This window comes from Thiothrix nivea DSM 5205, from assembly GCF_000260135.1.
GTDB lineage: Bacteria > Pseudomonadota > Gammaproteobacteria > Thiotrichales > Thiotrichaceae > Thiothrix > Thiothrix nivea.
The window spans coordinates 4,333,722-4,356,974 of the sequence record NZ_JH651384.1; the positions used below are offsets into that span (position 1 = coordinate 4,333,722).

Annotated in this window: 23 protein-coding genes and 2 pseudogenes; 15 read left to right on the forward strand and 10 right to left on the reverse strand. The window is 54.7% G+C overall.

All coding sequences use genetic code 11. The features are described from left to right. Nucleotides 1-10 precede the first annotated feature (10 nt). Together THINI_RS21545 and THINI_RS21550 are read left to right on the forward strand one after the other, a co-directional pair. Entirely contained in the window at nucleotides 11-649 is a 639-nt protein-coding gene (locus tag THINI_RS21545) for a response regulator transcription factor (protein WP_002710614.1), read from the forward strand. Between the two features lie 75 nt (nucleotides 650-724). Beyond that, complete coding sequence (locus THINI_RS21550; protein ID WP_245536669.1) at nucleotides 725-1,513, forward strand: aldolase/citrate lyase family protein; 789 nt, start codon at nucleotides 725-727, stop codon at nucleotides 1,511-1,513. Here the strand turns inward: THINI_RS21550 and THINI_RS21555 are convergent. The 3 genes from THINI_RS21555 to THINI_RS21565 all read right to left on the reverse strand — a co-directional run bounded on the left by THINI_RS21555 (nucleotide 1,507) and on the right by THINI_RS21565 (nucleotide 7,138). After that, the gene (locus THINI_RS21555; protein ID WP_002710616.1) at nucleotides 1,507-3,072 is read right to left on the reverse strand and encodes an ATP-binding protein; all 1,566 of its coding nucleotides are present in this window, start codon (nucleotides 3,070-3,072) and stop codon (nucleotides 1,507-1,509) included. The two genes, THINI_RS21550 and THINI_RS21555, sit on opposite strands and share 7 nt — an antisense overlap. A 27-nt stretch (nucleotides 3,073-3,099) precedes the next feature. Continuing rightward, nucleotides 3,100-4,365: an ATP-binding protein gene (locus THINI_RS21560; protein WP_002710617.1), complete on the reverse strand. Its 1,266-nt coding sequence runs from the start codon at nucleotides 4,363-4,365 to the stop codon at nucleotides 3,100-3,102. Nucleotides 4,366-4,483: 118 nt separating this feature from the next. Next, the gene (locus THINI_RS21565) at nucleotides 4,484-7,138 is read right to left on the reverse strand and encodes a hypothetical protein (RefSeq protein WP_211207003.1); all 2,655 of its coding nucleotides are present in this window, start codon (nucleotides 7,136-7,138) and stop codon (nucleotides 4,484-4,486) included. Between the two features lie 111 nt (nucleotides 7,139-7,249). Here THINI_RS21565 and THINI_RS26835 point away from each other — a divergent pair, with 111 nt between their 5' ends. The 3 genes and pseudogenes from THINI_RS26835 (at nucleotide 7,250) to THINI_RS26845 (ending at nucleotide 8,477) form a co-directional block, all read left to right on the forward strand. Next, nucleotides 7,250-7,570: a hypothetical protein gene (locus THINI_RS26835; protein WP_245536670.1), complete on the forward strand. Its 321-nt coding sequence runs from the start codon at nucleotides 7,250-7,252 to the stop codon at nucleotides 7,568-7,570. After that, nucleotides 7,467-7,966: pseudogene (locus THINI_RS26840) on the forward strand (ISAzo13-like element transposase-related protein). Before THINI_RS26835 ends, THINI_RS26840 begins: the two are co-directional and overlap by 104 nt. Further along, nucleotides 7,917-8,477, forward strand: a complete 561-nt coding sequence (locus THINI_RS26845) for an ISAzo13-like element transposase-related protein (RefSeq protein WP_245536672.1) — start codon at nucleotides 7,917-7,919, stop codon at nucleotides 8,475-8,477. The pseudogene THINI_RS26840 and the gene THINI_RS26845 overlap by 50 nt, the downstream one beginning before the upstream one ends. Nucleotides 8,478-8,492: 15 nt before the next feature. Here the strand turns inward: THINI_RS26845 and THINI_RS21580 are convergent, their stop codons facing one another. Then, on the reverse strand, nucleotides 8,493-9,665 hold the full coding sequence (locus THINI_RS21580; RefSeq protein WP_211207004.1) for a hypothetical protein: 1,173 nt from the start codon (nucleotides 9,663-9,665) through the stop codon (nucleotides 8,493-8,495). Nucleotides 9,666-10,140: 475 nt separating this feature from the next. On the opposite strand from THINI_RS21580, the pseudogene THINI_RS23860 reads away from it, so the two are divergent. Continuing rightward, a pseudogene (locus tag THINI_RS23860) lies at nucleotides 10,141-11,150 on the forward strand (ISAzo13 family transposase). 41 nt (nucleotides 11,151-11,191) lie between these two features. Here THINI_RS23860 and THINI_RS21595 read toward each other — a convergent pair. The 3 genes from THINI_RS21595 to THINI_RS21605 are packed head-to-tail and all read right to left on the reverse strand — an operon-like array spanning nucleotide 11,192 to nucleotide 12,515. Beyond that, nucleotides 11,192-11,395 (reverse strand): hypothetical protein, encoded by a 204-nt coding sequence (locus THINI_RS21595; protein WP_002710619.1) that lies wholly within the window; start codon nucleotides 11,393-11,395, stop codon nucleotides 11,192-11,194. Then, nucleotides 11,392-11,823: a type II toxin-antitoxin system VapC family toxin gene (locus THINI_RS21600; protein WP_002710620.1), complete on the reverse strand. Its 432-nt coding sequence runs from the start codon at nucleotides 11,821-11,823 to the stop codon at nucleotides 11,392-11,394. Before THINI_RS21600 ends, THINI_RS21595 begins: the two co-directional genes overlap by 4 nt. Beyond that, nucleotides 11,820-12,515 (reverse strand): GntR family transcriptional regulator, encoded by a 696-nt coding sequence (locus THINI_RS21605; RefSeq protein WP_002710621.1) that lies wholly within the window; start codon nucleotides 12,513-12,515, stop codon nucleotides 11,820-11,822. The genes THINI_RS21600 and THINI_RS21605 overlap by 4 nt, the downstream gene beginning before the upstream one ends. A gap of 183 nt (nucleotides 12,516-12,698) precedes the next feature. On the opposite strand from THINI_RS21605, the gene THINI_RS21610 reads away from it, so the two are divergent. Genes THINI_RS21610 through leuB form a run of 7 tightly spaced genes read left to right on the forward strand, consistent with a single transcriptional unit; the run spans nucleotide 12,699 to nucleotide 19,008 of the window. Further along, the gene (locus THINI_RS21610) at nucleotides 12,699-14,159 is read left to right on the forward strand and encodes a 2-hydroxymuconic semialdehyde dehydrogenase (RefSeq protein WP_002710622.1); all 1,461 of its coding nucleotides are present in this window, start codon (nucleotides 12,699-12,701) and stop codon (nucleotides 14,157-14,159) included. A 9-nt stretch (nucleotides 14,160-14,168) separates the two neighbouring features. Further along, nucleotides 14,169-14,963 (forward strand): 2-oxopent-4-enoate hydratase, encoded by a 795-nt coding sequence (dmpE, locus tag THINI_RS21615; protein ID WP_002710623.1) that lies wholly within the window; start codon nucleotides 14,169-14,171, stop codon nucleotides 14,961-14,963. Nucleotides 14,964-14,982: 19 nt separating this feature from the next. Continuing rightward, the gene (locus THINI_RS21620) at nucleotides 14,983-15,867 is read left to right on the forward strand and encodes an acetaldehyde dehydrogenase (acetylating) (RefSeq protein WP_002710624.1); all 885 of its coding nucleotides are present in this window, start codon (nucleotides 14,983-14,985) and stop codon (nucleotides 15,865-15,867) included. Between the two features lie 14 nt (nucleotides 15,868-15,881). Further along, nucleotides 15,882-16,913, forward strand: coding sequence for a 4-hydroxy-2-oxovalerate aldolase (dmpG, locus tag THINI_RS21625; protein ID WP_002710625.1), 1,032 nt, complete (start codon nucleotides 15,882-15,884; stop codon nucleotides 16,911-16,913). 2 nt (nucleotides 16,914-16,915) lie between these two features. Continuing rightward, the gene (dmpH, locus tag THINI_RS21630) at nucleotides 16,916-17,707 is read left to right on the forward strand and encodes a 2-oxo-3-hexenedioate decarboxylase (protein ID WP_002710626.1); all 792 of its coding nucleotides are present in this window, start codon (nucleotides 16,916-16,918) and stop codon (nucleotides 17,705-17,707) included. Between the two features lie 11 nt (nucleotides 17,708-17,718). Further along, a complete protein-coding gene (locus THINI_RS21635; RefSeq protein WP_002710627.1) occupies nucleotides 17,719-17,928 on the forward strand; it encodes a tautomerase family protein in 210 nt (69 codons plus the stop codon). 3 nt (nucleotides 17,929-17,931) lie between these two features. Beyond that, entirely contained in the window at nucleotides 17,932-19,008 is a 1,077-nt protein-coding gene (gene leuB, locus THINI_RS21640; protein ID WP_002710628.1) for a 3-isopropylmalate dehydrogenase, read from the forward strand. A 111-nt stretch (nucleotides 19,009-19,119) separates the two neighbouring features. Here leuB and modC read toward each other — a convergent pair whose 3' ends face one another. The 3 genes from modC to modA are packed head-to-tail and all read right to left on the reverse strand — an operon-like array spanning nucleotide 19,120 to nucleotide 21,662. Continuing rightward, complete coding sequence (gene modC, locus THINI_RS21645; RefSeq protein WP_002710629.1) at nucleotides 19,120-20,190, reverse strand: molybdenum ABC transporter ATP-binding protein; 1,071 nt, start codon at nucleotides 20,188-20,190, stop codon at nucleotides 19,120-19,122. Nucleotide 20,191: 1 nt separating this feature from the next. Beyond that, nucleotides 20,192-20,869 carry a molybdate ABC transporter permease subunit gene (gene modB / locus THINI_RS21650; protein WP_002710630.1) on the reverse strand — a complete coding sequence of 226 codons (678 nt, stop codon included), beginning with the start codon at nucleotides 20,867-20,869 and terminating at the stop codon, nucleotides 20,192-20,194. Beyond that, complete coding sequence (gene modA, locus THINI_RS21655; protein WP_002710631.1) at nucleotides 20,859-21,662, reverse strand: molybdate ABC transporter substrate-binding protein; 804 nt, start codon at nucleotides 21,660-21,662, stop codon at nucleotides 20,859-20,861. Before modA ends, modB begins: the two co-directional genes overlap by 11 nt. Before the next feature lie 237 nt (nucleotides 21,663-21,899). On the opposite strand from modA, the gene panC reads away from it, so the two are divergent. Together panC and panD are read left to right on the forward strand one after the other, a co-directional pair. Then, complete coding sequence (gene panC / locus THINI_RS21660; protein ID WP_002710632.1) at nucleotides 21,900-22,745, forward strand: pantoate--beta-alanine ligase; 846 nt, start codon at nucleotides 21,900-21,902, stop codon at nucleotides 22,743-22,745. Nucleotides 22,746-22,820: 75 nt separating this feature from the next. Beyond that, complete coding sequence (panD, locus tag THINI_RS21665; RefSeq protein WP_002710633.1) at nucleotides 22,821-23,201, forward strand: aspartate 1-decarboxylase; 381 nt, start codon at nucleotides 22,821-22,823, stop codon at nucleotides 23,199-23,201. Nucleotides 23,202-23,253: the final 52 nt, after the last annotated feature.

The following is a 23,253-nucleotide window of genomic DNA, read 5'->3' on the forward strand; positions in this document are numbered from 1 at the left end:
GATACATAACATGACAAGTCAGGAACGGGTGTATGTGGTGGATGATGACCTCTCGGTCAGGGAGGCGCTCAGCAGCCTGATCCGTTCCACCGGCTTACAGGTGGAAACCTACCCTTCGGCAGCAGAATTTCTGGCATCGCCCCGTCAGGCCGGAGTCGCCTGTCTGGTACTGGATGTGCGGATGCCGGGCTTGAGCGGGCTGGAGTTACAGACCCAGCTGAAGCAACTCGACGTTTCTATTCCCATCATTTTCATCACCGGACATGGTGACATCCCGATGGCGGTGTGGGCGATGAAAAAGGGGGCGGTTGAATTCCTCTCCAAGCCTTTCAGCGATGACGACCTGCTCTCTGCTATCCGGGTTGCGCTGGATCAGGCGCATGCGTCCCATCAGGAGGAAAACGAGATCGGTGAAATCCGCCGCCGTTATGCCTTGCTGACCGGGCGGGAGAGGGAGGTTATTACCTACATGGTCAAAGGTGCACTGAACAAACAGGCAGCGGCGGAATTGGGAGTGTCCGAAATGACGGTGAAAGTGCACCGCCATAACATCATGCACAAGATGGGCGTGGCGACTTTGCCCGATCTGGTGCGGATGATGGAACGCCTGAATGCGGCCAGTAGTACCCGGCAGCAAGATAAATCTTGACAGGATATTGCCAGTATAGTCACCTCTGTTACTCTGCCAGTAACATCAACAGGGGTCTGAACAACGCTTATGGACATGCCAAAAAATCATTTCAAACAAGCCATGAAAGCCAACCAGCTACAAATTGGGTTATGGCTGGGGCTGGGCGAAACGTTTTCATCCGAAATCTGTGCGGGCGCGGGGTTCGACTGGCTGCTGATTGATGCCGAACACGGCCCCAATGACTTGCGCAGCATCCTCGCCCAATTGCAGGCGATAGCCCCGTATGCATCGCAGCCAGTTGTGCGCCCGCCGCTTGGTGATCATGTGCTGATCAAGCAGTTGTTGGAAACCGGCATCCAGACCCTGTTGATTCCGATGGTGGAAACGGCTGAACAGGCGCGGATGCTGGTGCAGGCGATGCGTTACCCGCCGTATGGGATTCGCGGTGTCGGCAGCGCACTGGCAAGGGCTTCCCGCTGGGGGCGGGTTGGCAACTACATGCAGGAGGCCGATGAGCAAATGTGCCTGCTGGTACAAGTGGAAACCCGCACCGGCATGGAAAATCTGGATGAAATTCTGGAAATCGAGTGCATCGACGGCATCTTTTTCGGCGCGGCTGATCTGGCCGCTTCGTATGGTTTCAAGGGCGAATCCAACCACCCCGAAATCGTCGAGCGCATTCTCGACGGTTTGGCAAAGGTGAAAAGCAAAGGGCTGGGTGGCGGGGTCTTGTGCAATGACAAGGCACTCAACCAGCGGTATATGGATGCCGGGGCTAATTTTGTCGCGGTGGGCGTGGATGCGCTGCTACTGGCCAAGGCGACCAGTGATTTGCTGGGGCAGTATAAAAGCGGGGTTCAGGTGGGGGCGGGGAGCTATTGAAGCGTTTCCTCCCACTCAAACCGTACCAGATTCCGCGCCTGCCCGTTAAACTCCATGCCAATCAGGAAAATCCGCTGCTGCCCGTCACGATAGGGCGCGGCGTAATCTTTGTCCTTGATTTGCTTCAGGGCGCTGCCATCCCCTTCGGCTTCGTCGACCATCTTGAACTCAAAGATGTAAACCTGCTTCTGCCCATCCGGCAGGGTAAAGCGTAGGGTAATATCCACCCGTCCCTTGTTGGTGCTTTCTTCCGCCCGCGTATCCAAACTCAGTGAGCAGAGGAAGGCATACACCACCGAGGCGTAATAGCCTTCATAAGCCGCAATCGGATTGTTGGTGTGGTTTTGGTGGGCGATGCCGTCAAACAGGGTGCGGAAACGTCGTTCCAGTGCGGTGAAGTCGTTGGTGAGGAACGCCTGATAGACCGAGCCGCGTTCGTGGCGGCTGTCGGTGAGGTAGTTTTCCAGCAGATACCCCATCAAGCTGTAACGAACTTCAAGGTTGGGGTAGGACAGGATGTATTCCGGCGTGCTGCCCGGAAATGCTGCCAGTTTCTGTTTAATGGTCAAATAACCGGTCTGGAACAGCAGGGTTTCCAGATGGATAGTGTCCACATCGAAATTACCCAGCATCTTGTATTCCATTCGCACCGCTTCCAGATCGGGCAGATGGAACGGGCGCTTGCGCAGGACTTCCACCAGAAAGCGTGGCGTGCCGGTTTCAAACCAATAGGGTAAATACTCCTTGCCTTTGCTGATGAACAGCAGGATGTCGAACGGGTTGTAAACGCTTTCCCCCAACCAGTTGTAACCGTTGTACCAACGTTGCACCAGTTCCCTGTCCGCTCCTTGCAGGTGTTCGGCAAACTCGCGATCCAGCTCGTTTTGGGTATAGCCGCACAACGCGCTGTAACGTGCATCGAGGGTAATGTCTTCCAGATTGTTCAGGCCGCTGAACAACGATACCTTGGAAAACTTGCTGACGCCGGTAAGCAGGGTAAAGCGGATATTGGCGTCGTTATCCTTGATGACGGAATACAGGTTGCGCAAGCCGTCACGCATTTCGGCGGCAATGGCAGGTTTGCTGATGTTGTCGAGAATCGGCTTGTCGTATTCATCCACTAGTACCACGGCGGACTGCCCGTATTTGATTTTGGCGGCGCGGATGATGTCGCTGAAACAACTGCTGACATCCTCCTGATCCGGGCATTCGAGGCCAAGTTGCTCCTGATTGACCCGCAGGATGTGACGGAAGCGCCGCTCCAGTTCCGCGCGGCTCTGTAAATGGCCTGCGCCGAAGCTGATGCGGATGACGGGATATTGCACTGACCAGTCCCAGTTCGGGTGGATATGCAAACCTCGGAACAGCGCTTCATTGCTAGCAAACAATTGGTGCAGGGTATCCACCAGCAACGACTTGCCGAAACGGCGCGGGCGTGACAGGAAGTAGTATTTGCCTGCATCGGTCAGCATTTGCACGTAGGCAGTCTTGTCTACATACACGTAGCCATCATTGATGATGTCTGCCAGGGTGCTGATGCCGATGGGTAACTTTTTCATGTCATTCAGTTTAGCATAAGGTGAATTTCAATAAATGGGCGCAAGCAGCAGGCTGACCGGCACGGCAAAAAACTGCCGTTCAGCCACCCGGAACGGCAGCAACCGCTCCCCACTGTAAAACACCAGACCGGATTCCAGCCGGTCACCCACAAATTCCGCCAATTGCACCAGCCCTTTGAAATCAGCTTCGCCAACGGTTGCTGACGCCTTGACTTCGATCCCGATCAACTTGCCGCCGCTACGTTCCAGCACAATATCCACTTCGTTCCTGCTGGTGTCGCGGAAGTGGTAAAGCCCGACTTCTTCATCTGCCCAGCCCATGTGCTTGAAACATTCCATGACGATAAAGCTTTCCAGCAGGTTGCCAAACTGGGCGGAGATCGACAGTTGCCGTGCGTTAGTGATGCCGAGCAAATGGCAGGCCAGCCCGGTATCGACCATGTGCAGTTTGGGCATACCCACGGTTTGGCGTTTGGCGCTGTTTTTCACGAAAGGGTAGACACGTTTGACGATAAACATCCATTCCAGCGCCTCGACGTAGGATTTGACGACCCGGTCGTTTTGCGCCAGATCGTTGGCGATGCTGGCGTATTTCAGCAGATTGCCACTCAAACCCGCCAAATATGGAATCAGGGCTTGCAGCTTGGCGTGATATTCCCCGCGCGCTGCGTACAGCGTTGCAAAATCCTTGAATAAACGCCCCTGCATGTAGGACTTGAACCAGATGGATTTGCCGCGCGTGCTTTTGCTTTGTACCTCCGGGTAGCCGCCATCCAGCAGGATTTGCGCCAGTTGTTCGCGCCCCAGTGGGGGGAATGCCTGTGGTTGGGCAAAGTCGGCTGCCAGCAGGTAGTTGATCAGATTGAAACGGCTGTCACGGATTTCGGTGATGGAAAGCGGCCACAATTCCACCCGCGCCATGTGCCCCGGCAAGGCTTCCTGCGTGCGGGCAGAACTGAAAATATCCGCCGAACCGGTCAGCAGGAACTTGCCTTTCTGTTCCGGCGGCAGGTTGTCGGAGGCGCGTTTGATGGCCGGGGTCAGTTCCGGCGCATACTGGAACTCATCCAGCACCACATTCTGCCCGGCAAAGGACTGGATGAAGCCGTGCGGGTCATTCCGCGCCGCTGCCAATACGCCCTCATCATCCAGCGACAGGTATTGCATTCCTCGCCCGGCGGCAATAGCTTTGGCAAGCGTAGTCTTCCCTGCTTGGCGGGGGCCGGTCAGGTAAAGAATCCTGAATTCTTCCAGTAATTCCAACAGGAACGAGGTGCTGTTACGTGGATACATGCGGGTTTCTCGCTATCTTAATGGGAGAAATACTAGACCTTAATGCGAGTTTTGGAAATTCTTGATGCGAGATATGGCTTTGTTTTCCGACTAATCCCAGCATCACCCGTTTGTCAATCTACCTTCCAATATCAACCAATTGCAAGGTTAAATAATCTATTAGTTCCATCATCTCAGTAGCAACACCGCTGCCGATTACTTGTTGTGCTTCTGCGGCGAAATCAATATCTCCAGTTCGGAGATACTCGATCAAGTCGGACACATCTGTTTGCAAATTTGAGGCAAAAGCTTCGAGTTGTCGGGTCAGCTCCTCGTTTTTCATGGAGAAGGTAGACTCCAAACTCCGGCGAGCGATGACCTCCTGTTCTGGGCGGTTCTCAGCGCCTAAGCCTTTACGATCCATTGAACCAAGTTCATTAGCCAAGCTCAGCACCTCTCCAAACAGGCGGGCAATAGCAGACTGAGCATACGGTAATCCGATTTCTTCAGCCCAAGTGACCGCACCTTTGATGTCAGGAAAGAGAGTTTGATAGCCAGATTTTGCGAGTGCCGGAAATGCGATACCATCGATGAAAGGCATGATCGTAAGGTTTACTGATGAATCTACCAACGATCGTATCAGCTCTGTTTGCTCTATGAGAGTGATCATCGCCACCTCAATGTCAGTCACTGGCAGTAGTGCAAGAACATCTGCTGGTGGCCACGGCAGGATACTTTTGGTGTTCATGCGAAGATGAAAATCCATCTCAACCCCGGCTGCCTTCGCCAACCGTTCAATTCCCGCCTTGCGCTGAGCTAATCGTTTCTCTCCCGCAGCTTTGGCGGATAGGGTTACAGCTCTTAATGCGTTATTCCGCTGCGCCTGCTTTCCACGACTGGCCCACGTTTTCACCGGTGGTTCTTGTCTTTCATTAGATTCACCAGCCAGTAAACGCAGGGTTTCCAATAGTGCCTTGAGCCGCATGAGTGTTGGCGGGGAGCCAGAACCAATAAGTTGCCAAGGTTCCTCGGCAATTGCCGTGTCAATATCGACGATAAGACTACTCAACCAAGCTATATATGCACCCGCTTGCTCGGGCAGCTTTGCGAACCTCTTGATCAAATTAACGCTCGCGCTATGTAGCAGGTTCTGAAATTTGGTAATAGATGTATTTACATCACCGCTCCCGACACCTGAAGCTTTTAAGGGGGAAACGGCTGGCGGAGTAAGCGCTTCGGTTTCAGCATTGAGCGAATTCAACTTCTCAAAGAGACCACCAAGCGCATCTTTTCCCCGAAGATGTGCGTCGAAAATCTTTTCTAGTGTAGGTACAAGAGCTTCGAGAATCGCCACGCCTCTCGCAAGATAGTCGCTATAACTCGGAGCAGCAACACGACGGGAAATTAAATCGAGCCACTGCCTGTTCCATTGAGGAATGGACGGTGGCGGAAGGTTTTCTCGTGGTATCCGTTTTGTCGCAAGCGGATACTCGGCAAGCCCCGCCACTTCGCCATTCGCAATAATTGCATTTGACATCGCGATGTCAGCCGATGGGCACAAGGCTAAAAGCAATTCACATAAACTCACAACTGCGTCATGCGGATTTTCTTGTACGGAGCCTGCTACATACCAAAGATCACAACGGACGATCACGCCATCATCGGCACTTTCAATAGATACAGGACTGACCCAAGCTGTCTCCACCTGAACCATTGCAAAGAGCTTTTCTTGCCCGACCTTGGTTGCCCACTGAATCGCGGTTTCACGATCCAGTGCAGATAGAGCGCTCATTACCGCTCCCACAAAATGCAGGTCGGCATTCAGCAATTTTGTTGGAACCTGCCTGAGAGCACTTCTTATCAGTTCTGTCAAAGGTGTCCCGACCAAGGCTGCAAGAATCTCATTCAGGCTCGCCAGATTCGCCTTCTTAATCAGATTCGCCAATGTGGAGGAAGACATACCATCAATCAGCAGTCGACGAGGATCATCTTCCGAGGAACCTTTGATCTGTTGGAGCCGACTAGAAGCAGCCAGAGCTTCTGGGATGATGTCGAGACTACGCAGATCGATACCGGCAATCCCAAACATCGCAGCGGCTCCGATTTGTGTTCGAGGTAGAGCACGGACTTCGGGGGAATCCAGCCATTCGTCCACACCAGCAGAAATGCGCCCGATGCCTAAACCCCGAAGTGCGGATGCAAGAGCCAGAGCATCTGGTTCCCGCTCCAACCTGGGAATCAAACAATTGAGCACTGCCGAGACCGATAAACGTCGCGCTGATAAAGTGTTAGTCACCAAGGGTTCGAGATCAGTGGCGGGCACGCTTGCAACCGTCCGTTTGAAACTTGTTTCCAAGGTTGGTAATAGCGTCTGATGGGTCAAATGCAACAATTCTTCAGACCGAAGTTGATGCAAGCCAGTAAGAGCACCTGGAGAGGGAGAGCGAATCAAATGTTCCTGGATGAGTCGCTGTAGCGCTCGCGACAACTCGGCCTCACTGACTGCGAGTGTACTCATCAATTGTGATACATCAATTTCAGCATTTGCTACGCCAGCCCAAGCACCGGAACGCAGAATATCGAGTTCAAGCGAACGAGCCGGATCCGAAATCCTGGCCGCAACCTGATCAGCCAATAGATCACGCATCCTCCGACCGTGTGTCAAAATATGGACGTATTCAAGAAGGAAGCCATCGCTCAGGTTCCACGGCTCACGCCAACCCGCCCAGTCAGTCTTGCCTGCTTCGCGCAGCTCATGCCAAAGCCGCTCCGCGAGTTCGTTGTCAGGCTCCACACGTATTTCGGCTGCACGGGCACGTTCAGCAATCAGTATTAGGGGATTTCCCTGAAAGATTCCCCCGCAATGGCTACACTTGTCTTATCGACAAGCGGAGTCCCTATCCCCATGCCCCCCGAACCCCAAACAGCTAACCCGATCCTGAGTGAATCCCAGATAGCCGACCTGAAACTGGCGGCCTCGAAAATGTCTGGCAGCACCCGCCGTGCGTTCCAGGCGGACATGAGCCGGAAATATTGTGCAGGCAACGCCCGCCAGACTGAAAGGTGTTTTGGCTGGGGTCGGGAGGGGGTGCAGTTGGGTTTGGGAGGAACAGCGCAGCGGCATGGTTTGCGTGGGTGCGCAGGCGGCGTATTGTGGCCAGAAGCGCTGGGAGGAAACCCAGCCGGAAGCGGCAGCCGCCTTGCTGGCGCTGGCGGAAGCACATAGCCAGCAAGACCCGACATTCCGCAGCAGCATCGCCTACACCCGCCTGACGGCGGCGGAAGCCATCCGGCAGTTACAGGCCATGGGTTTCAGCGGTGGACAAGTGCCCGCCCCCAGCACCATGGCGCGGATACTCAACCGGAATGGCTACCGCCTGCGCAAGGTGGAGAAAGCCAAGCCGCAAAAAAAATTCCAGAAACCGACGCCATCTTCGCCAATATCCAGGCCAACGATGGGCAGTTTGCCGATGGGGCGGTCAAACGCCTGAGCATGGACTGCAAGGCGACCGTCAACATCGGTGACTACTCACGGGGCGGGAAAACACGGGGTGACAATAAAGCCGCTGACCATGAGATGGGCTGCAAAGAGAAATACATCCCCTTTTGGCGTACTGGATGAGGACAGTGGGCAGGTTTACCTGACCTTCGGCAGTTCCAGCAAAACCAGTGACTTCATCGTGGATTCCCTGTGCCGGGTATGGGAACAGATGCCTTCTGCTGACAAGGACGCCTGCCAGTGCATCCAGATCAAAGCGGACAATGGCCCGGAAAGCAGCGGGATCAGGACGCAATTCCTCAAGCGCATGGTGGAATTCGCCAACCATACCGGTAAGACAGTCCACCTGCTGTACTACCCGCCTTACCACAGCAAGTACAACCCGATTGAACGCTGCTGGGGGATTCTGGAACAACACTGGAACGGCACCCAGCTCAAGGATGCCGAAACCCTGCTGGAATGGGCAAAAACCATGACCTGGAAAGGCATCAACCCCATGGTCGAATTCAGTCGCAAGGTTTATGAGAAGGGTGTGACCCTCAGCAAAAAAGCTATGGAGGCTGTTGAGGCGAGGCTGGAAAGAAATGCTGCTTTACCAAAATGGGACATTCTGATTCGCCCTGTTTTTGGGTAATGTCTTTGAGGTAAATCACCTTACATCTTCCTCACGAATAGAACCGAGCAGGACAACACCAGGAACTGACATCGCTTCTTTGAGCAACGCTCCCCAACTCTCCGGGTCGTTTCGCCCCACATCGTCCATGACGAAACCAAGTGGACTATCTTCCGAGGCGCGGAATGTTCGAATCAATTGACGTACAGAAGGAATATCTGCAATGCTTAGACGACGGATACGAAACCACCGTACCGTATGGCGTAATATGCTGGCTGCTTCCCACATCAAAGCTGACTTGCCAGCTCCTGATGGGCCGACGATCAATGCTGCGCGGCGCTTTTCAATACCTTCTACCAAGGCCGACCTGCTTCGGGGACGCTCAGATACCAGTCCCGCTGCAACATGGCCGGGTTCTACATCGACCCCGAGATAGAAATTCGGATCATGCAAAGGTGTAAGAAAATCTACCGGTTCGCAAACACCCTCCCGAAGAGCGCGTTCGGTCGCATCGGTATCGACAGCAGCCAATACATCTCGTATTGACCTTTCAGTATCCGAGATTGAAAGGCCACGATAGTTCTCCGGCACCAACCTGCCATTGTCATCCGCCAGAATCCCCACACGGATAAGCAGTTCAGCGAAACACATTTGGGCTGCAAGCGGAGAACAGTTCAGCCGATCCACAATCAGGCTGATGGCTTGTTCTTGTGGTGAAGGTGCTATGGTGATCGCTGTTCTCGGGATAAAATCAGCAGCCCCCTTGAACTTGGAGAGTCTTGCGCTGATTGGACCTATGATTGAACAGGTTGTGGGTTGTTCTTCCAGACGAGGAAAACCTGTAACGTTCCGCTCAATAACAAGCACCAATTTTGTTGGCTGAGGTGAGGAAACAAGTGACCGGTTCCATAAGTTCTCTATAAATCCGGCTGTTTCGCTCTCCGTATAGTTCCCGAGATGTTCACGCCGACTTTTGACCTGAACAAAGCTTGTTGTTTCGCCCCGTAGCTCTACATCATCACCACCCTCAGGAATCAAGATAGCGGGTGCTCTCCGCTCTGCCCATATTTCGACGGCTAGCCAAACGGATACCGCATCCTGATAACGGAAACCACGCCCAGCATTGGAACCAGCCCTTGATGCAGTTGTGTTCGTAGAAGAATGTTGCTTTGGGTTATGACCTTTCTTGGCTTTTGTTTTCTTGCCCATGCTTATGACCATTGTTTCTGCACCAGCTCAGGCACTCCCTATCGAAGATAAAATGGTGCTCGACGCGTGATTCTGCTGATTGTACAGGACATTGTAAAATGGGGGAGATCACTTGGAAGTGCAAGCTAAACTCAATGCCCAGCGGAAACAAATAATTGCCAAGAAAAAAGGTGGGTAAAATGAGGCTAAGGGGATTTCCCTGAAAGATTCCCCCGCAATGGCTACACTTGTCTTATCGACAAGCGGAGTCCCTATCCCCATGCCCCCCGAATCCCAAACAGACAAGCTGATCCTGAGCGAATCCCAGATAGCCGACCTGAAACTGGCGGCCTCGAAAATGTCTGGCAGCACCCGCCGTGCGTTCCAGGCGGACATGAGCCGGAAATATTGTGCAGGCAACGCCCGCCAGACTGAAAGGTGTTTTGGCTGGGGTCGGGAGGGGGTGCAGTTGGGTTTGGAGGAACAGCGCAGCGGCATGGTTTGCGTGGGTGCGCAGGCGGCGTATTGTGGCCAGAAGCGCTGGGAGGAAACCCAGCCGGAAGCGGCAGCCGCCTTGCTGGCGCTGGCGGAAGCACATAGCCAGCAAGACCCGACATTCCGCAGCAGCATCGCCTACACCCGCCTGACGGCGGCGGAAGCCATCCGGCAGTTACAGGCCATGGGTTTCAGCGGTGGACAAGTGCCCGCCCCCAGCACCATGGCGCGGATACTCAACCGGAATGGCTACCGCCTGCGCAAGGTGGAGAAAGCCAAGCCGCAAAAAAAATTCCAGAAACCGACGCCATCTTCGCCAATATCCAGGCCAACGATGGGCAGTTTGCCGATGGGGCGGTCAAACGCCTGAGCATGGACTGCAAGGCGACCGTCAACATCGGTGACTACTCACGGGGCGGGAAAACACGGGGTGACAATAAAGCCGCTGACCATGAGATGGGCTGCAAAGAGAAATACATCCCTTTTGGCGTACTGGATGAGGACAGTGGGCAGGTTTACCTGACCTTCGGCAGTTCCAGCAAAACCAGTGACTTCATCGTGGATTCCCTGTGCCGGGTATGGGAACAGATGCCTTCTGCTGACAAGGACGCCTGCCAGTGCATCCAGATCAAAGCGGACAATGGCCCGGAAAGCAGCGGGATCAGGACGCAATTCCTCAAGCGCATGGTGGAATTCGCCAACCATACCGGTAAGACAGTCCACCTGCTGTACTACCCGCCTTACCACAGCAAGTACAACCCGATTGAACGCTGCTGGGGGATTCTGGAACAACACTGGAACGGCACCCAGCTCAAGGATGCCGAAACCCTGCTGGAATGGGCAAAAACCATGACCTGGAAAGGCATCAACCCCATGGTCGAATTCAGCCACAAGGTTTATGAGAAGGGCGTGACCCTCAGCAAAAAAGCTATGGAGGCTGTTGAGGCGAGGCTGGAAAGAAATGCTGCTTTACCAAAATGGGACATTCTGATTCGCCCTGTTTTTGGGTAATGTCTTTGAGGTAAATCACCTAACCTCTATTTTGCGAAATTTTAACGCGCTTTCCGATATTGCATGGCATGACGGCTTAACGTCTCAATATCCATATCATCCCAAAGCTTGCTTTGCCATTGGGTATAGTCAAAAGGCTCACGCAAAATCAGGCTGATAAACCGCTCTGCCTGTACTTCGCCTAATGCGGAGATCAGTGCTTCAATTCCCCGTAGACGAATTTCTGTATCAGTAATAGCTGTCATGACGGCTCCTTGACGAAATCTAACGGGTTGAGACAAGTAATACCATTGACAGTTTGCAACTTTTTCAAAAGCTTGTCATCCGTGCTCAGAAAGTAGTCCGCGCCTGCGGAGATCGCGCAGGCGACATGCAAGGCGTCTTTAACCCGAATTCCTTTGGCGAGCATCATTTTGGCTGTTTCCAGCAATTGGGGGCTTTCTTCTACATCAAGATTGGCCAGATCGCGCCACTGCAAAATAGCATGACGGCGATCCGTGAAGGGATTTTGGGCATTTTCAAATTCCAGCATGTAAGACCATACCAGTTGCAGATGGCCTTCCCGAATTTGCTGCTGAATATACAGCTTTGCTTCCGCTTCCAGTTTAATGCGGATTTGCCCCTGGTCATCAAAGGGACGGTTAAACATGCAATTGTCGAGGTAGACTTTCACGCGGACTGTTTCCCCATCTCCTCCACCAACACCTGCCGCGTAATCTCCGCCGTCACGCGGATATGCTCCTCTGTCTCGCGGCAAGCCGTATCCGCATCGCGCGCCAGCGCCGCGTCGTAGATGCGCTTGTGCTCGGCGTGCACGTCGCGTTGCCCCAGATTGGCGACCAGCGAGATATTGCGGTAACGCTTATGCTGGTCGTACAGGGTATTGTAAAAATGTAGCAGCCACTTGGACGTGCAAGCTGAAATCAGCGCCCAGTGAAAGTCGTGGTTGCGCTGTTCCCAAGCGTCGATGTGTTCAAACAGGTCGAGTTCTTCCACCTTGCTGAGCTGGTAATAGGTGGAAACCACCCGCGATTCCCAGTCATCGCCGCCATGCAGGATGCTGTTGCGCAAGGCTTTCAGCTCCAGCGTGATACGCAGCTCGGTGACATCTTCGAGGTCTTCGGGGGAAATCGGTGACACCCGGAAACCACGCTGCCCTTCCATCAGCACGAAACCGTCGGCGCTCAGGCGGCTCAGTGCCTCACGGATCGGTGTTGCGCCCACATCATACATGCCGCGCAACTGCTCGATCTTGAGCTTGCTATCCGGAGCCAGCTTGCCCTGAATGATGTCTTCGCGCAGTTGCGTGTAGACGTAATCCGTCATGGTTTTGGGGGCTTCGGCGGGTTGCAGGGGGTTACTCATGGTCGATTTATCAGTATTTAAAGTCAGTAATGATGCAGTATATCAATTTCCTGTATTTTTGCCCTAACTCCATACGATTTTGCCTTTGTCGTCACTTTCTAAAAATATCGATAATATCTTTAATTATCGACAAAGTTACAGTATGCTTGATCCATTCACTGGTACAGGAGAGGTATTCCGGCAATGCAGGAGATCAAGCATTTCATCAACGGCGAATTTGTCGGCTCTGTGTCCGGCAAAACCTTCGCCAACATCAATCCGGCCACCAACCAGCAAATCGGTGTGGTGCACGAAGGTGGGCAACCCGAAGTCGATCAGGCAGTTGCCGCAGCACGGGCAGCATTGAAAGGCCCGTGGGGGAAAATGCCGCTGGCTGAGCGCATGGCACTGCTGCACAAGGTGGCGGATGGCATCAACGCCCGCTTCGACGAATTCCTCGAAGCTGAATGTATGGATACCGGCAAACCCAAATCGCTGGCATCACACATCGACATTCCACGCGGTGCGGCCAACTTCAAGGTTTTCGCTGATGCTTACAAGAGTGTGCCGACCGAAAGCTTCATGCTGGATACGCCGGATGGCAAAGGCGCACTGAACTATTCCGTCCGCAAACCCAAAGGCGTGATTGCCGTGGTCAGCCCGTGGAACCTGCCACTGCTGCTGATGACCTGGAAAGTCGGCCCGGCATTGGCGTGTGGTAATACCGTTATCGTCAAGCCTTCCGAAGAAACCCCGCGCACCGCCACTTTGTTGGGTGAAGTGATGAATGACGCAGGTATTCCACCGGGCGTATTCAACGTCGTACACGGTTTCGGCCCGGATTCCGCAGGCGCATTCCTGACCAGTCACCCTGGCATCGACGGCATTACTTTCACCGGCGAAACCCGTACCGGCGCGGCCATTATCAAGGCCAGCGCGGATCACATCCGCCACGTTTCCTTCGAACTGGGTGGCAAGAACCCGGCAGTGGTGTTTGCTGACTGCGACATGGATAAAGCCATCGAAGGCACCATGCGTTCCGTCTTCGCCAACTGCGGTCAGGTTTGCCTTGGCACTGAACGTGTGTATGTGGAACGCCCGATCTTTGATGAATTCCTTGCCCGCCTGAAAGACGCTGCCGAAGGTATGCAACTGGGTGCATGGGATGATGAGTGCACCAGCATGGGGCCGCTGATCAGCAAGGAACACAAGGAAAAAGTCCTGTCCTATTACACCAAGGCGGTAGAAGAGGGTGCGAACGTCATTACCGGCGGTGGCACCCCTGACATGCCGGGTGCATTGGCCGATGGTAACTGGGTGCAGCCAACCATCTGGACTGGCCTGCCGGAAACTGCCGCGATCGTTAAAGAAGAGATTTTTGGCCCTTGCTGCCACGTACAGCCTTTCGATTCCGAAGACGAAGTAATCGAAATGGCCAACGACACCCAATACGGTCTGGCTGCTGCGGTGTGGACGGAAAACACCTCCCGCGCCCATCGCGTCGCCGCGCAACTGGATGCCGGTATTGTCTGGGTGAACTCCTGGTTCCTGCGTGACCTGCGCACCCCGTTCGGCGGTATGAAAAACTCCGGTATCGGTCGTGAAGGCGGCGTGCACTCACTGGAGTTCTATACCGAATTGAAAAACATCTGCGTCAAGCTGTAAGGGGAAAACATGTTACCAGCAGAACAAATCCAGGCATTTGCAGACGAGCTTTATCATGCCCTGCGCCATCAGAAAATGCTTGAGCCGCTGACTTCGCGCTCCCCGGAAATGACCATTGAGGACGCTTACGCCATTTCTTCCGGCTTGCTGCAAAAGCGTATCGAACTGGACGGTGAGAAAGTCATCGGCAAAAAGATCGGTGTGACCAGCAAGGCTGTGCAGAACATGCTTGGCGTACACCAACCCGACTTCGGCTACCTGACAGACGCAATGGTGGTGGATGAAAGCGAGGAGCTTTCCCTGACCACCAAAATGATCCAGCCGCGTGCCGAGGGCGAGATTGCTTTCGTCTTGAAACACGACCTGACCGGCCCCGGTGTGACTGCTTCTGATGTATTACGCGCGACTGATTTTGTGGTGCCGTGTTTCGAGATCGTCGATTCCCGCGTCAAGGACTGGAAAATCAAGATTCAGGATACCGTCGCTGACAACGCTTCCTGCGGTTACTTCCTGTTGGGTTCGCAAGCGGCTGACCCACGCAAGCTCGACCTTTCTACCGTTGGTATGGTGGTGGAACTCAACGGGCAGGTGGTTTCCACTGGCGCGGGTGCTGCGGCGCTGGGTTCCTCCCCGGTCAGTTGCGTGGTGTGGCTGGCGAATACGTTGGGCAAGTTTGGCGTGCCTCTGAAGGCAGGCGAAGTGATCCTGTCCGGTTCGCTGGTGCCGTTACAGCCGGTGAAAGCGGGCGATTACATGAGTGTAAGTATTGGTGGGATTGGGCGCACTGCGGTGCGTTTCAGCTGAGACTGGAGAGAGAGAAACCATGGAAAAAATCAAATGTGCATTGATCGGTCCCGGCAATATCGGCACCGACCTGTTATACAAGCTGCTGCGCAGTGAAGTGCTGGAACCGGTATGGATGGTCGGTATCGACCCCGAATCCGAAGGTCTGGCGCGCGCCCAAAAGATGGGTCTGAAAACCACCCATGAAGGTGTGGATGGCCTGATTCCCCACGTTGAAGCCGACAACATCAAGATTGCCTTCGACGCAACTTCGGCTTACGCCCACGCGGAAACCTCCCGCAAGCTGACCGAAAAAGGCGTAAAGGTCATCGACCTGACCCCGGCAGCCATCGGCCCGTTCTGCGTACCCCCGGTCAATCTTCAGGATCACCTGAACAAGGGCGAAGAAAACGTCAACATGGTGACATGCGGCGGTCAGGCCACCATCCCGATGGTTTACGCCGTCAGCCGTGTACAACCGGTGCGTTACGGTGAAATCGTGGCAACGGTTGCTTCCAAATCCGCTGGCCCCGGCACCCGCAAGAATATCGATGAATTCACCGAAACCACTTCCCATGCGGTAGAAAAAGTCGGTGGTGCGAAAAAAGGCAAGGCCATCATCATCCTCAACCCGGCGGAACCCCCTTTGATCATGCGCGACACCATCCATTGCATTACTGAAGAAGAGCCGCAGCGTGACGCGATTATTGAATCCGTCAAGGCGATGGAAGCTGAAGTGCAGAAGTACGTGCCCGGTTACCGTGTGAAGGAAGGCCCGGTATTCGACGGCCATCGTGTCAGCGTGTTTGCTGAAGTGCGCGGGCGGGGCGATTACCTGCCGGAATATGCAGGCAATCTCGACATCATGACTGCTGCCGCTGCCCGTACCGCCGAAATGTTCGCCGAACAAATGCTGAAAGCCTAAGAGGAGTGTTGGAAATGAATCTGAAAGGTAAAAAAATCCGCCTGCACGACATGTCGTTGCGCGACGGGATGCACTCCATCCGCCACCAGTTCACGCTGGAAAACATGCAGGATCTGTCACAGGCACTCGACAAGGCAAAAATTTCCCTGATCGAAGTCACCCACGGTGACGGTCTGGCAGGTTCTTCCGTCAACTACGGTTTCGGCCTGCACACCGACAAGGAATACCTGGAAGCGGTGATTCCACACCTGCAAAACGCCCAGGTTTCCATCCTGATGCTGCCCGGTATCGGCACCATCGAAGACCTGAAAATGGTCGAGGATCTCGGTGTTAAAACCGTGCGTGTTGCCACCCACTGCACGGAAGCGGACGTTTCTGAACAGCACATCAAATATGCGGCCAAACAGGGCTTTGATACCGTCGGCTTCCTGATGATGAGCCACATGGTCAGCCCGGAAAAGATTCTGGAACAGGCCAAACTGATGCACAGTTACGGCGCGAACTGCCTGTACATGACCGACTCCGCCGGGCACATGCTGCCGGAAGACGTGAAGGAAAAAATCGGTATCCTGCGTGGTTACTTCCCGCAAGAGATCGAAATCGGTTTCCACGGGCATCACAACCTCGCAATGGGTGTGGCCAACTCGCTGGCGGCAGTAGAAGCAGGTGCTAACCGGATTGACGGTTCCGTGGCAGGTTTCGGTGCCGGTGCAGGCAATACCCCGCTGGAAGTGTTCGCGGCGGTGTGTGAAATGTACGGTGTGGACACCGGTGTTGACCTTTCCGCGCTGATGAATGCTGCCGAGGATGTGGCCGTGCCGATCATGGGTAATGACAACCTGCCACGCATCAACCGTAACGCACTGACGCTGGGTTATGCCGGGGTGTATTCCTCCTTCCTGCTGCATGCCAAACGTGCGGAAGAAAAGCACGGTGTGCCTGCGCGTGAAATCCTGCTGGAACTGGGTCGGCGCGGTGCCATCGGTGGCCAGGAAGACATGATCGAAGACGTGGCACTGGAAATGCTGCGCACACGCGGAGGTTGAGCATGAGCACCCTGAGCAGAGCCAAAATTGCTGAACTGGCGGAACATCTGGAAAACGCCGAACTGCAAGCTTTCGATGTGACCAAAATCACCGACGACTACCCAGACATGGACTGGGAAGATGCTTACGACATCCAATGGGAAATCCGTCGTCGTAAAGAAGCGCGTGGTTCCAAGGTGATCGGCCTGAAAATGGGGCTGACCTCCTACGCCAAGATGAAACAAATGGGCGTGGAAGTACCGGTGTATGCCTTCCTTGCCGACTATTTCAGTGTGCCGGATGGCGGCGCAGTCAAGATTGATGAGCTAATCCACCCCAAAGTGGAAGCCGAAATTGCGATTATCACCAACAAGCCGTTGCGTGGCCCCGGTTGTACCGTGGCGCATGTATTGGCGGCTACTGAGTCGGTGTTACCTGCGGTGGAAGTGATTGACTCGCGTTACCGTGATTTCAAATTCGACCTCAAAAGCGTGGTGGCGGATAACGCCTCTTCCGCCCGTTTCGTCACTGGCGGCAATGTTAAACGTGCCGATGAAGTCGACATGAAAACGCTGGGCGTGGTCATGGAAATCAACGGTGAAGTTGTTGCCACAGGCGCGGGCGCTGCGGTGCTGAGTCACCCGGCAGCCAGTGTCGCCATGCTTGCCAACATGCTGGCGGAACGTGGCGAAGAAATCCCGGCGGGTACGTTCATCATGACTGGCGGCATTACCGCAGCCATTGCCGTGAAAGCAGGCGATAGTGTCTGTGTCCGCTATCAGGACTTGGGTAGCGTCAGTATGAGCATTGTGTAAGGAGGTTTCCCATGCCATTGATTCAGGCGACCATTATTGCTGGTCGTAGTCAGGAACAAAAGGAGGCTTTCTTCGAGAAAGTGACCGCCGTTGCCGTGGAAACCCTGTGTGTGAAGCCGGAGCAGGTACGGGTGGTAATCAACGAAGTGCCTGCTGAACACTGGGCGATTGGTGGCGTCAGCAAGGCCGCCATCAATGCACGTAACGCCACCAAGGAATAATCCATGACCCATAAAATCCTTATCCTGCCCGGTGATGGTATCGGCCCTGAAATCATCGCCGAGGCGGTCAAGGTGCTGGATGTCTTCCGTGCCGAAGGCAGCCTGCAAGCGGAATACGAGTATGCCCATCTGGGTGGCGCGGGTTACGATGCCGCCGGCCATCCTTATCCGGAAGAAACCCGCAAGCTGGCCAGCGAGAGTGATGCCATTCTGTTGGGGGCTGTCGGTGGGCCGCAGTACGATACTCTGCCGCGCGAATTTCGTCCGGAAAAAGGTTTGCTGACGATTCGTACCGATCTGGGTTTGTTCGCCAACCTGCGCCCGGCCATCTTGTATGATGAACTGGCGGATGCTTCCACCCTGAAAAACGAGGTGGTTGCCGGGCTGGATCTGATGATCGTGCGTGAGCTGAACCACGGTATTTACTTCGGCCAGCCGCGCGGCATCCGTGTCCTGGAAAACGGTGAACGGCAAGGCTACAACACGGCGACTTACTCGGAATCACAGATTGAGCGGATTGCGCGGGTAGCGTTTGCAACCGCCATGAAGCGTAACAAACGCCTGTGTTCCGTGGACAAGTACAACGTGCTGGAAGTCTCTGAGCTGTGGCGTGAGGTTGTTTGCAGGGTAGGGCAGGCGTTTCCGGAAGTCGAGCTTTCACACATGTACATTGATAATGCCGCGATGCAACTCATTCGTGCTCCCAAGCAGTTTGATGTGATCGTCACCAGTAACATGTTTGGCGACATCCTGTCGGATGAGGCGGCGATGCTGACCGGTTCCATCGGGATGCTGCCGTCAGCCTCGCTGAATGCCAGTGCAGTGGGTATGTATGAGCCTAGCCATGGCTCGGCTCCCGATATTGCAGGGCAGGGTATTGCCAATCCGCTGGCAACCATTCTGTCGGCAGCGATGATGTTACGTTATAGCCTGCAATTGCCGGAATTGGCAGCGCGTATTGAAGCTGCTGTCGAGGCAGTGTTGCGGCAGAAACTACGTACTGCCGACATTTACGTATCAGGCTGTGAGAAAGTCAGTACAGCACAAATGGGCAGTGCAGTAATGGCAGCGTTAAAGTGATTTCCGTAAGGGCAAATCATTATCCGCCCTTACACCATCTTTTGCCAACACGGTATTCATTGTTGAAACCCTATGCGATATTTCACTCGACAGATCAATAAGATGGCGACCCTACAGGATGGCAGTCGCCTTGATCTGCGCAAATACCCGCACCCCTTTTTCCAGCCCCAATACGCTGGCCGATTTGCGGGTAATGTGCGCCAGCAACGGCGCACCACCCAGGTTCAGCCTCACCATGGTGCGGCCTTCACGGTCATGTGCCATGCCGGTCACCATGGCAGGCAGCACGTTGAGGATGCTGGTTTGTGCCGGTTGTTGCAGGGTCAGGCTGACATCGCGGGCATACACCCTCAGGCGGATGGCCGTACCCACCGAGGCTGCCTGCTGGTAAGGCAAACTCAAGGTTCCGCCCGCAAATTGCGCCAGGGTAAGATGGAATTCCGGTTCATGCCCGCATACCTGCGCTTGCAGGATGCTGGATGCCTGCTTGCCCTGCGCCATGGGTGAATCCAGCCGGGTGAGGGTTTCGGCAATTGGCCCGGAGGCTTTCACCTGACCGGCTTCCATTACCACCAGATGGTCGGCAAGCTGGGTGACTTCCTGCGGGGAATGCGTGACGTACAGGATGGGGATGCCAACCTCGTTCTGCAAGCGGGCGAGGAAGGGGAGGATTTCCTGTTTGCGTTGCAGGTCGAGCGCTGCCAGTGGTTCATCCATCAGCAGCACTTGCGGGCAAACCGCCAGGGCGCGGGCGATGGCGACCCGCTGGCGTTCGCCGCCGGACAGGCGTTCCGGCATCCGTTCCAGCAAATGGCCGATGCCCAGCAGTTCCACCGCCTGTTCCAGCCCGTTGGGGTTACGCACGAAACCGGCGCGTTTGCGGCCATACTCCAGGTTTTTGCGCACGCTCAAGTGCGGGAACAGGCTGGCTTCCTGAAACACGTAGCCCAGCGGGCGTTTGTGGGTGGGCAGGAAAAAATCCTGCTTGCTGTCTTGCCATAGTTTGCCCTTGACCCGCAGGAAACCCTGTGGGGCGCGCTCCAACCCGGCAATGCAGCGCAGCAGCGTGGTTTTGCCGGAACCGGAATGGCCGAACAGCGCGGTCACGCCCTTACCCGGTAGCTGCAAATCAGCTTCCAGCGTAAAGCCGCTGAAAGGCAGGCGGATATTGGCCTCAATCATGTCAGCGCTTCCTCCACGGGTTCGGCGTTAGCGTATACAACACCAACAGTACCACAAACGAAAACGCCAGCATCCCGGCGGAGAGCCAGTGCGCCTGCGCGTATTCGCCCGCTTCCACATGGTTGAGGATTTGCATGGAAATGACCCGAGTCCTGTCCGGGATATTGCCACCCACCATCAGCACTACGCCGAATTCACCGATAGTGTGCGCAAACCCCAGAATGGCTGCGGTCAGAAAACCGGGGCGCGCTAATGGCACAACCACGCTGAAAAATGTATCCAGAAAACTCGCCCGCAAGGTGGCGGCAACCTCCAGCGGGCGTGTGCCAATGGCCTCGAAGGCGTTCTGCAAAGGCTGCACGACGAAGGGCAGGGAATAGATCACCGATGCTACCACCAGCCCGCCGAAGGTGAAGGGCAGCGTCCCCAGGCCGATTGCCTTGGTGAACTGGCCGACCGGGCCGTTTGGCCCCATCAGCACCAACAGGTAGAAACCCAGTACTGCCGGTGGCAGCACCAGTGGTAGGGCGACTACCGCGCCAATAATGCCTTTCCAGCGCCAGCGGCTGTGCGTCAGCCACCAGGCGATGGGCGTGCCGACCAGCAGCAGGATCAGCGTGGTCAGCCCGGCCAGTTTCAGTGTCAGCAAGACTGCGCCGAGGTCAGCGCTACTTGGCATCGGCTTGTCCGGTGGCTTCGGCCTCGGGCGCGGCGGTTTCCGGCAGGGCATAGCCGAAGGATTCGATCACGGCTTTGGCGGCATCAGATTTGAGGTAATCCATCAGTGCTTGGGCGGCGGCATTGTTTTCGCCGGTCTTGAGCAGGATGGCATCCTGATTCATCGGCGTGTACAGGTCGTCGGTAACCAGCCAGCCGGAGCCTGTACCGATTTTGCCATCCTTGATGACTTGCGAGAGGGCGACGAAGCCCAGTTCGGCGTTGCCGCTGCTGATGAATTCCTTGGTCTGGGCGATGCTGTCACCCTGCACGATTTTCGGTTGTAGCGTTTCCAACATACCCAGCTTGGTCATGGTTTCCATTGCTGCCTTGCCATAGGGGGCAGTGTCGGGGTTAGCGATGGCGATGTGCGCGAAACTGCCGGTTTTCAGCACTTCGCCCTTGTCATCCACCATGCCTTCTTTGGCTGACCATAGCACCAGCTTGCCGATGGAATAGGTGAAGCGGGAACCGGGTACGTCCAGTTTTTCTTCCTCCGCCTTGAGGGGTTTGTTCTGGTCGGCGGACAAAAATACCTCGAAAGGTGCGCCATGCTTGATTTGCTCCAACAGTTTGCCGCTGGAACCGAAGGAGGCGATGATCTTGTTACCAGTCGCTTTCTCGAAATCGGCGGCAATGCTTTCCATCGGCTTGGTGAAATTGGCGGCGACGGCGACATGCACATCGTTAGCCCACACGCTGGTTGTGTTGGCAACCAGTGCCACGATCAGGCTGATGCCGGTCAATACTTTCATGCGTATATCCTTGTATGTCAGGTTAGTGTGCTGTTGGTTCTGAACGTACTACGGGCAAATAGTATGCCAAAAGTAAATAGATTGAGATTCATGCTGTTATGGGTTATATGGAAAGTTGCGTTTCAGACAATCGCGACGCAGGACGCCAAGATTATCGTAGCTGTTACGCATGGCATAGATTGTGCCGGGGTAATATAATCGCCACAGCATTTTTGCAACTACTGCTGATATCCAGACATGATCATCATCGAACAGATTGAAGCCCTGCGCACGCAACTCAAGGCATGGCGCAGGACAGGGGAAAGCATCGCCTTTGTCCCCACCATGGGCAACCTGCACGCAGGGCATCTGGCGCTGGTAAAACGGGCGCAGGCGCTGGGCAGTAAAGTGGTGGTTTCCATTTTTGTCAACCCAACCCAGTTTGACCGTAAGGAAGATCTGGCTGCCTACCCCCGCACGCTGGAACAGGATTGCGCGTTGCTACAGGCGGAGGGGGCGGATGTGGTCTTCACGCCCACGCCTGCGCTCATGTACCCGCTGGGTGGCTTGGCGACCAAGGTCGAAGTGCCGGGTATCAGCCAACTACTGGAAGGCGCATCCCGTCCCGGTCATTTTACCGGTGTCTCCACGGTTGTCTGTAAACTGTTCAACTTGGTGCAGCCGGATGTGGCAGTATTTGGCGAAAAGGATTTCCAGCAACTGATGCTGATCCGGCAAATGGTACGCGACCTCGATATGGACATCCGTATCGAGGGTTTACCGACCGTGCGTGAGCCTGATGGTTTGGCGATGAGTTCCCGCAATGGCTACCTGACGGCGGAGGAACGCCACCTTGCGCCGGAATTCAACCGGATTCTGCGGGAAGTAGTTGACGCGCTGCACAAAGGCAGGCAGGATTACCCCTCCCTACAGGCAGAAGCCATGAAGTCGCTGGAATCAAAGGGGTTTCGTCCCGACTATGTGGAAATTCGCCGGGTGATTGATTTGCAGCCACCGGGGAAAAATGACAGGGTATTGGTCGTGTTGGGTTCCGCCTGGTTAGGTAAAGCCCGCCTGATCGACAATATTCCGCTTCAGGATTGAAAAATTTAACAGAAACATCATAATAGTATTGCCCTGCAAAATACTTCAGCGCGATATTGTTACGGAGGAACCGCCATGGAGCTGACGCTTCTTAAATCCAAACTGCACCGTGTTACTGTCACTCACGCTGAGTTGGACTATGAAGGCTCTTGTGCGATTGATGATAATCTGATGCGTGTTGGCAATATCCGCGAGTATGAACAATTACATATCTATAACGTTACTAATGGTGAACGTTTCTCGACTTATGCCATCCGTGCCGAGGCAGGTAGCGGCATTATTTCCATTAATGGTGCTGCCGCCCACAAGGCTGATGCAGGTGATCTGCTTATCATCTGCACGTATGCCAGGTTCAGTGAAGTGGAAGCCAGTCTGCATAAACCCCAACTGGTTTATTTTGATTCCAGAAACCGCATTACCCATACTTCCAAGCAAATTGCTGTGCAGGCGGCCTGATAGTATGGCTGGCTGTCTTTAGCGCCTTGAAATAGGTGGAATATGGCAGCTG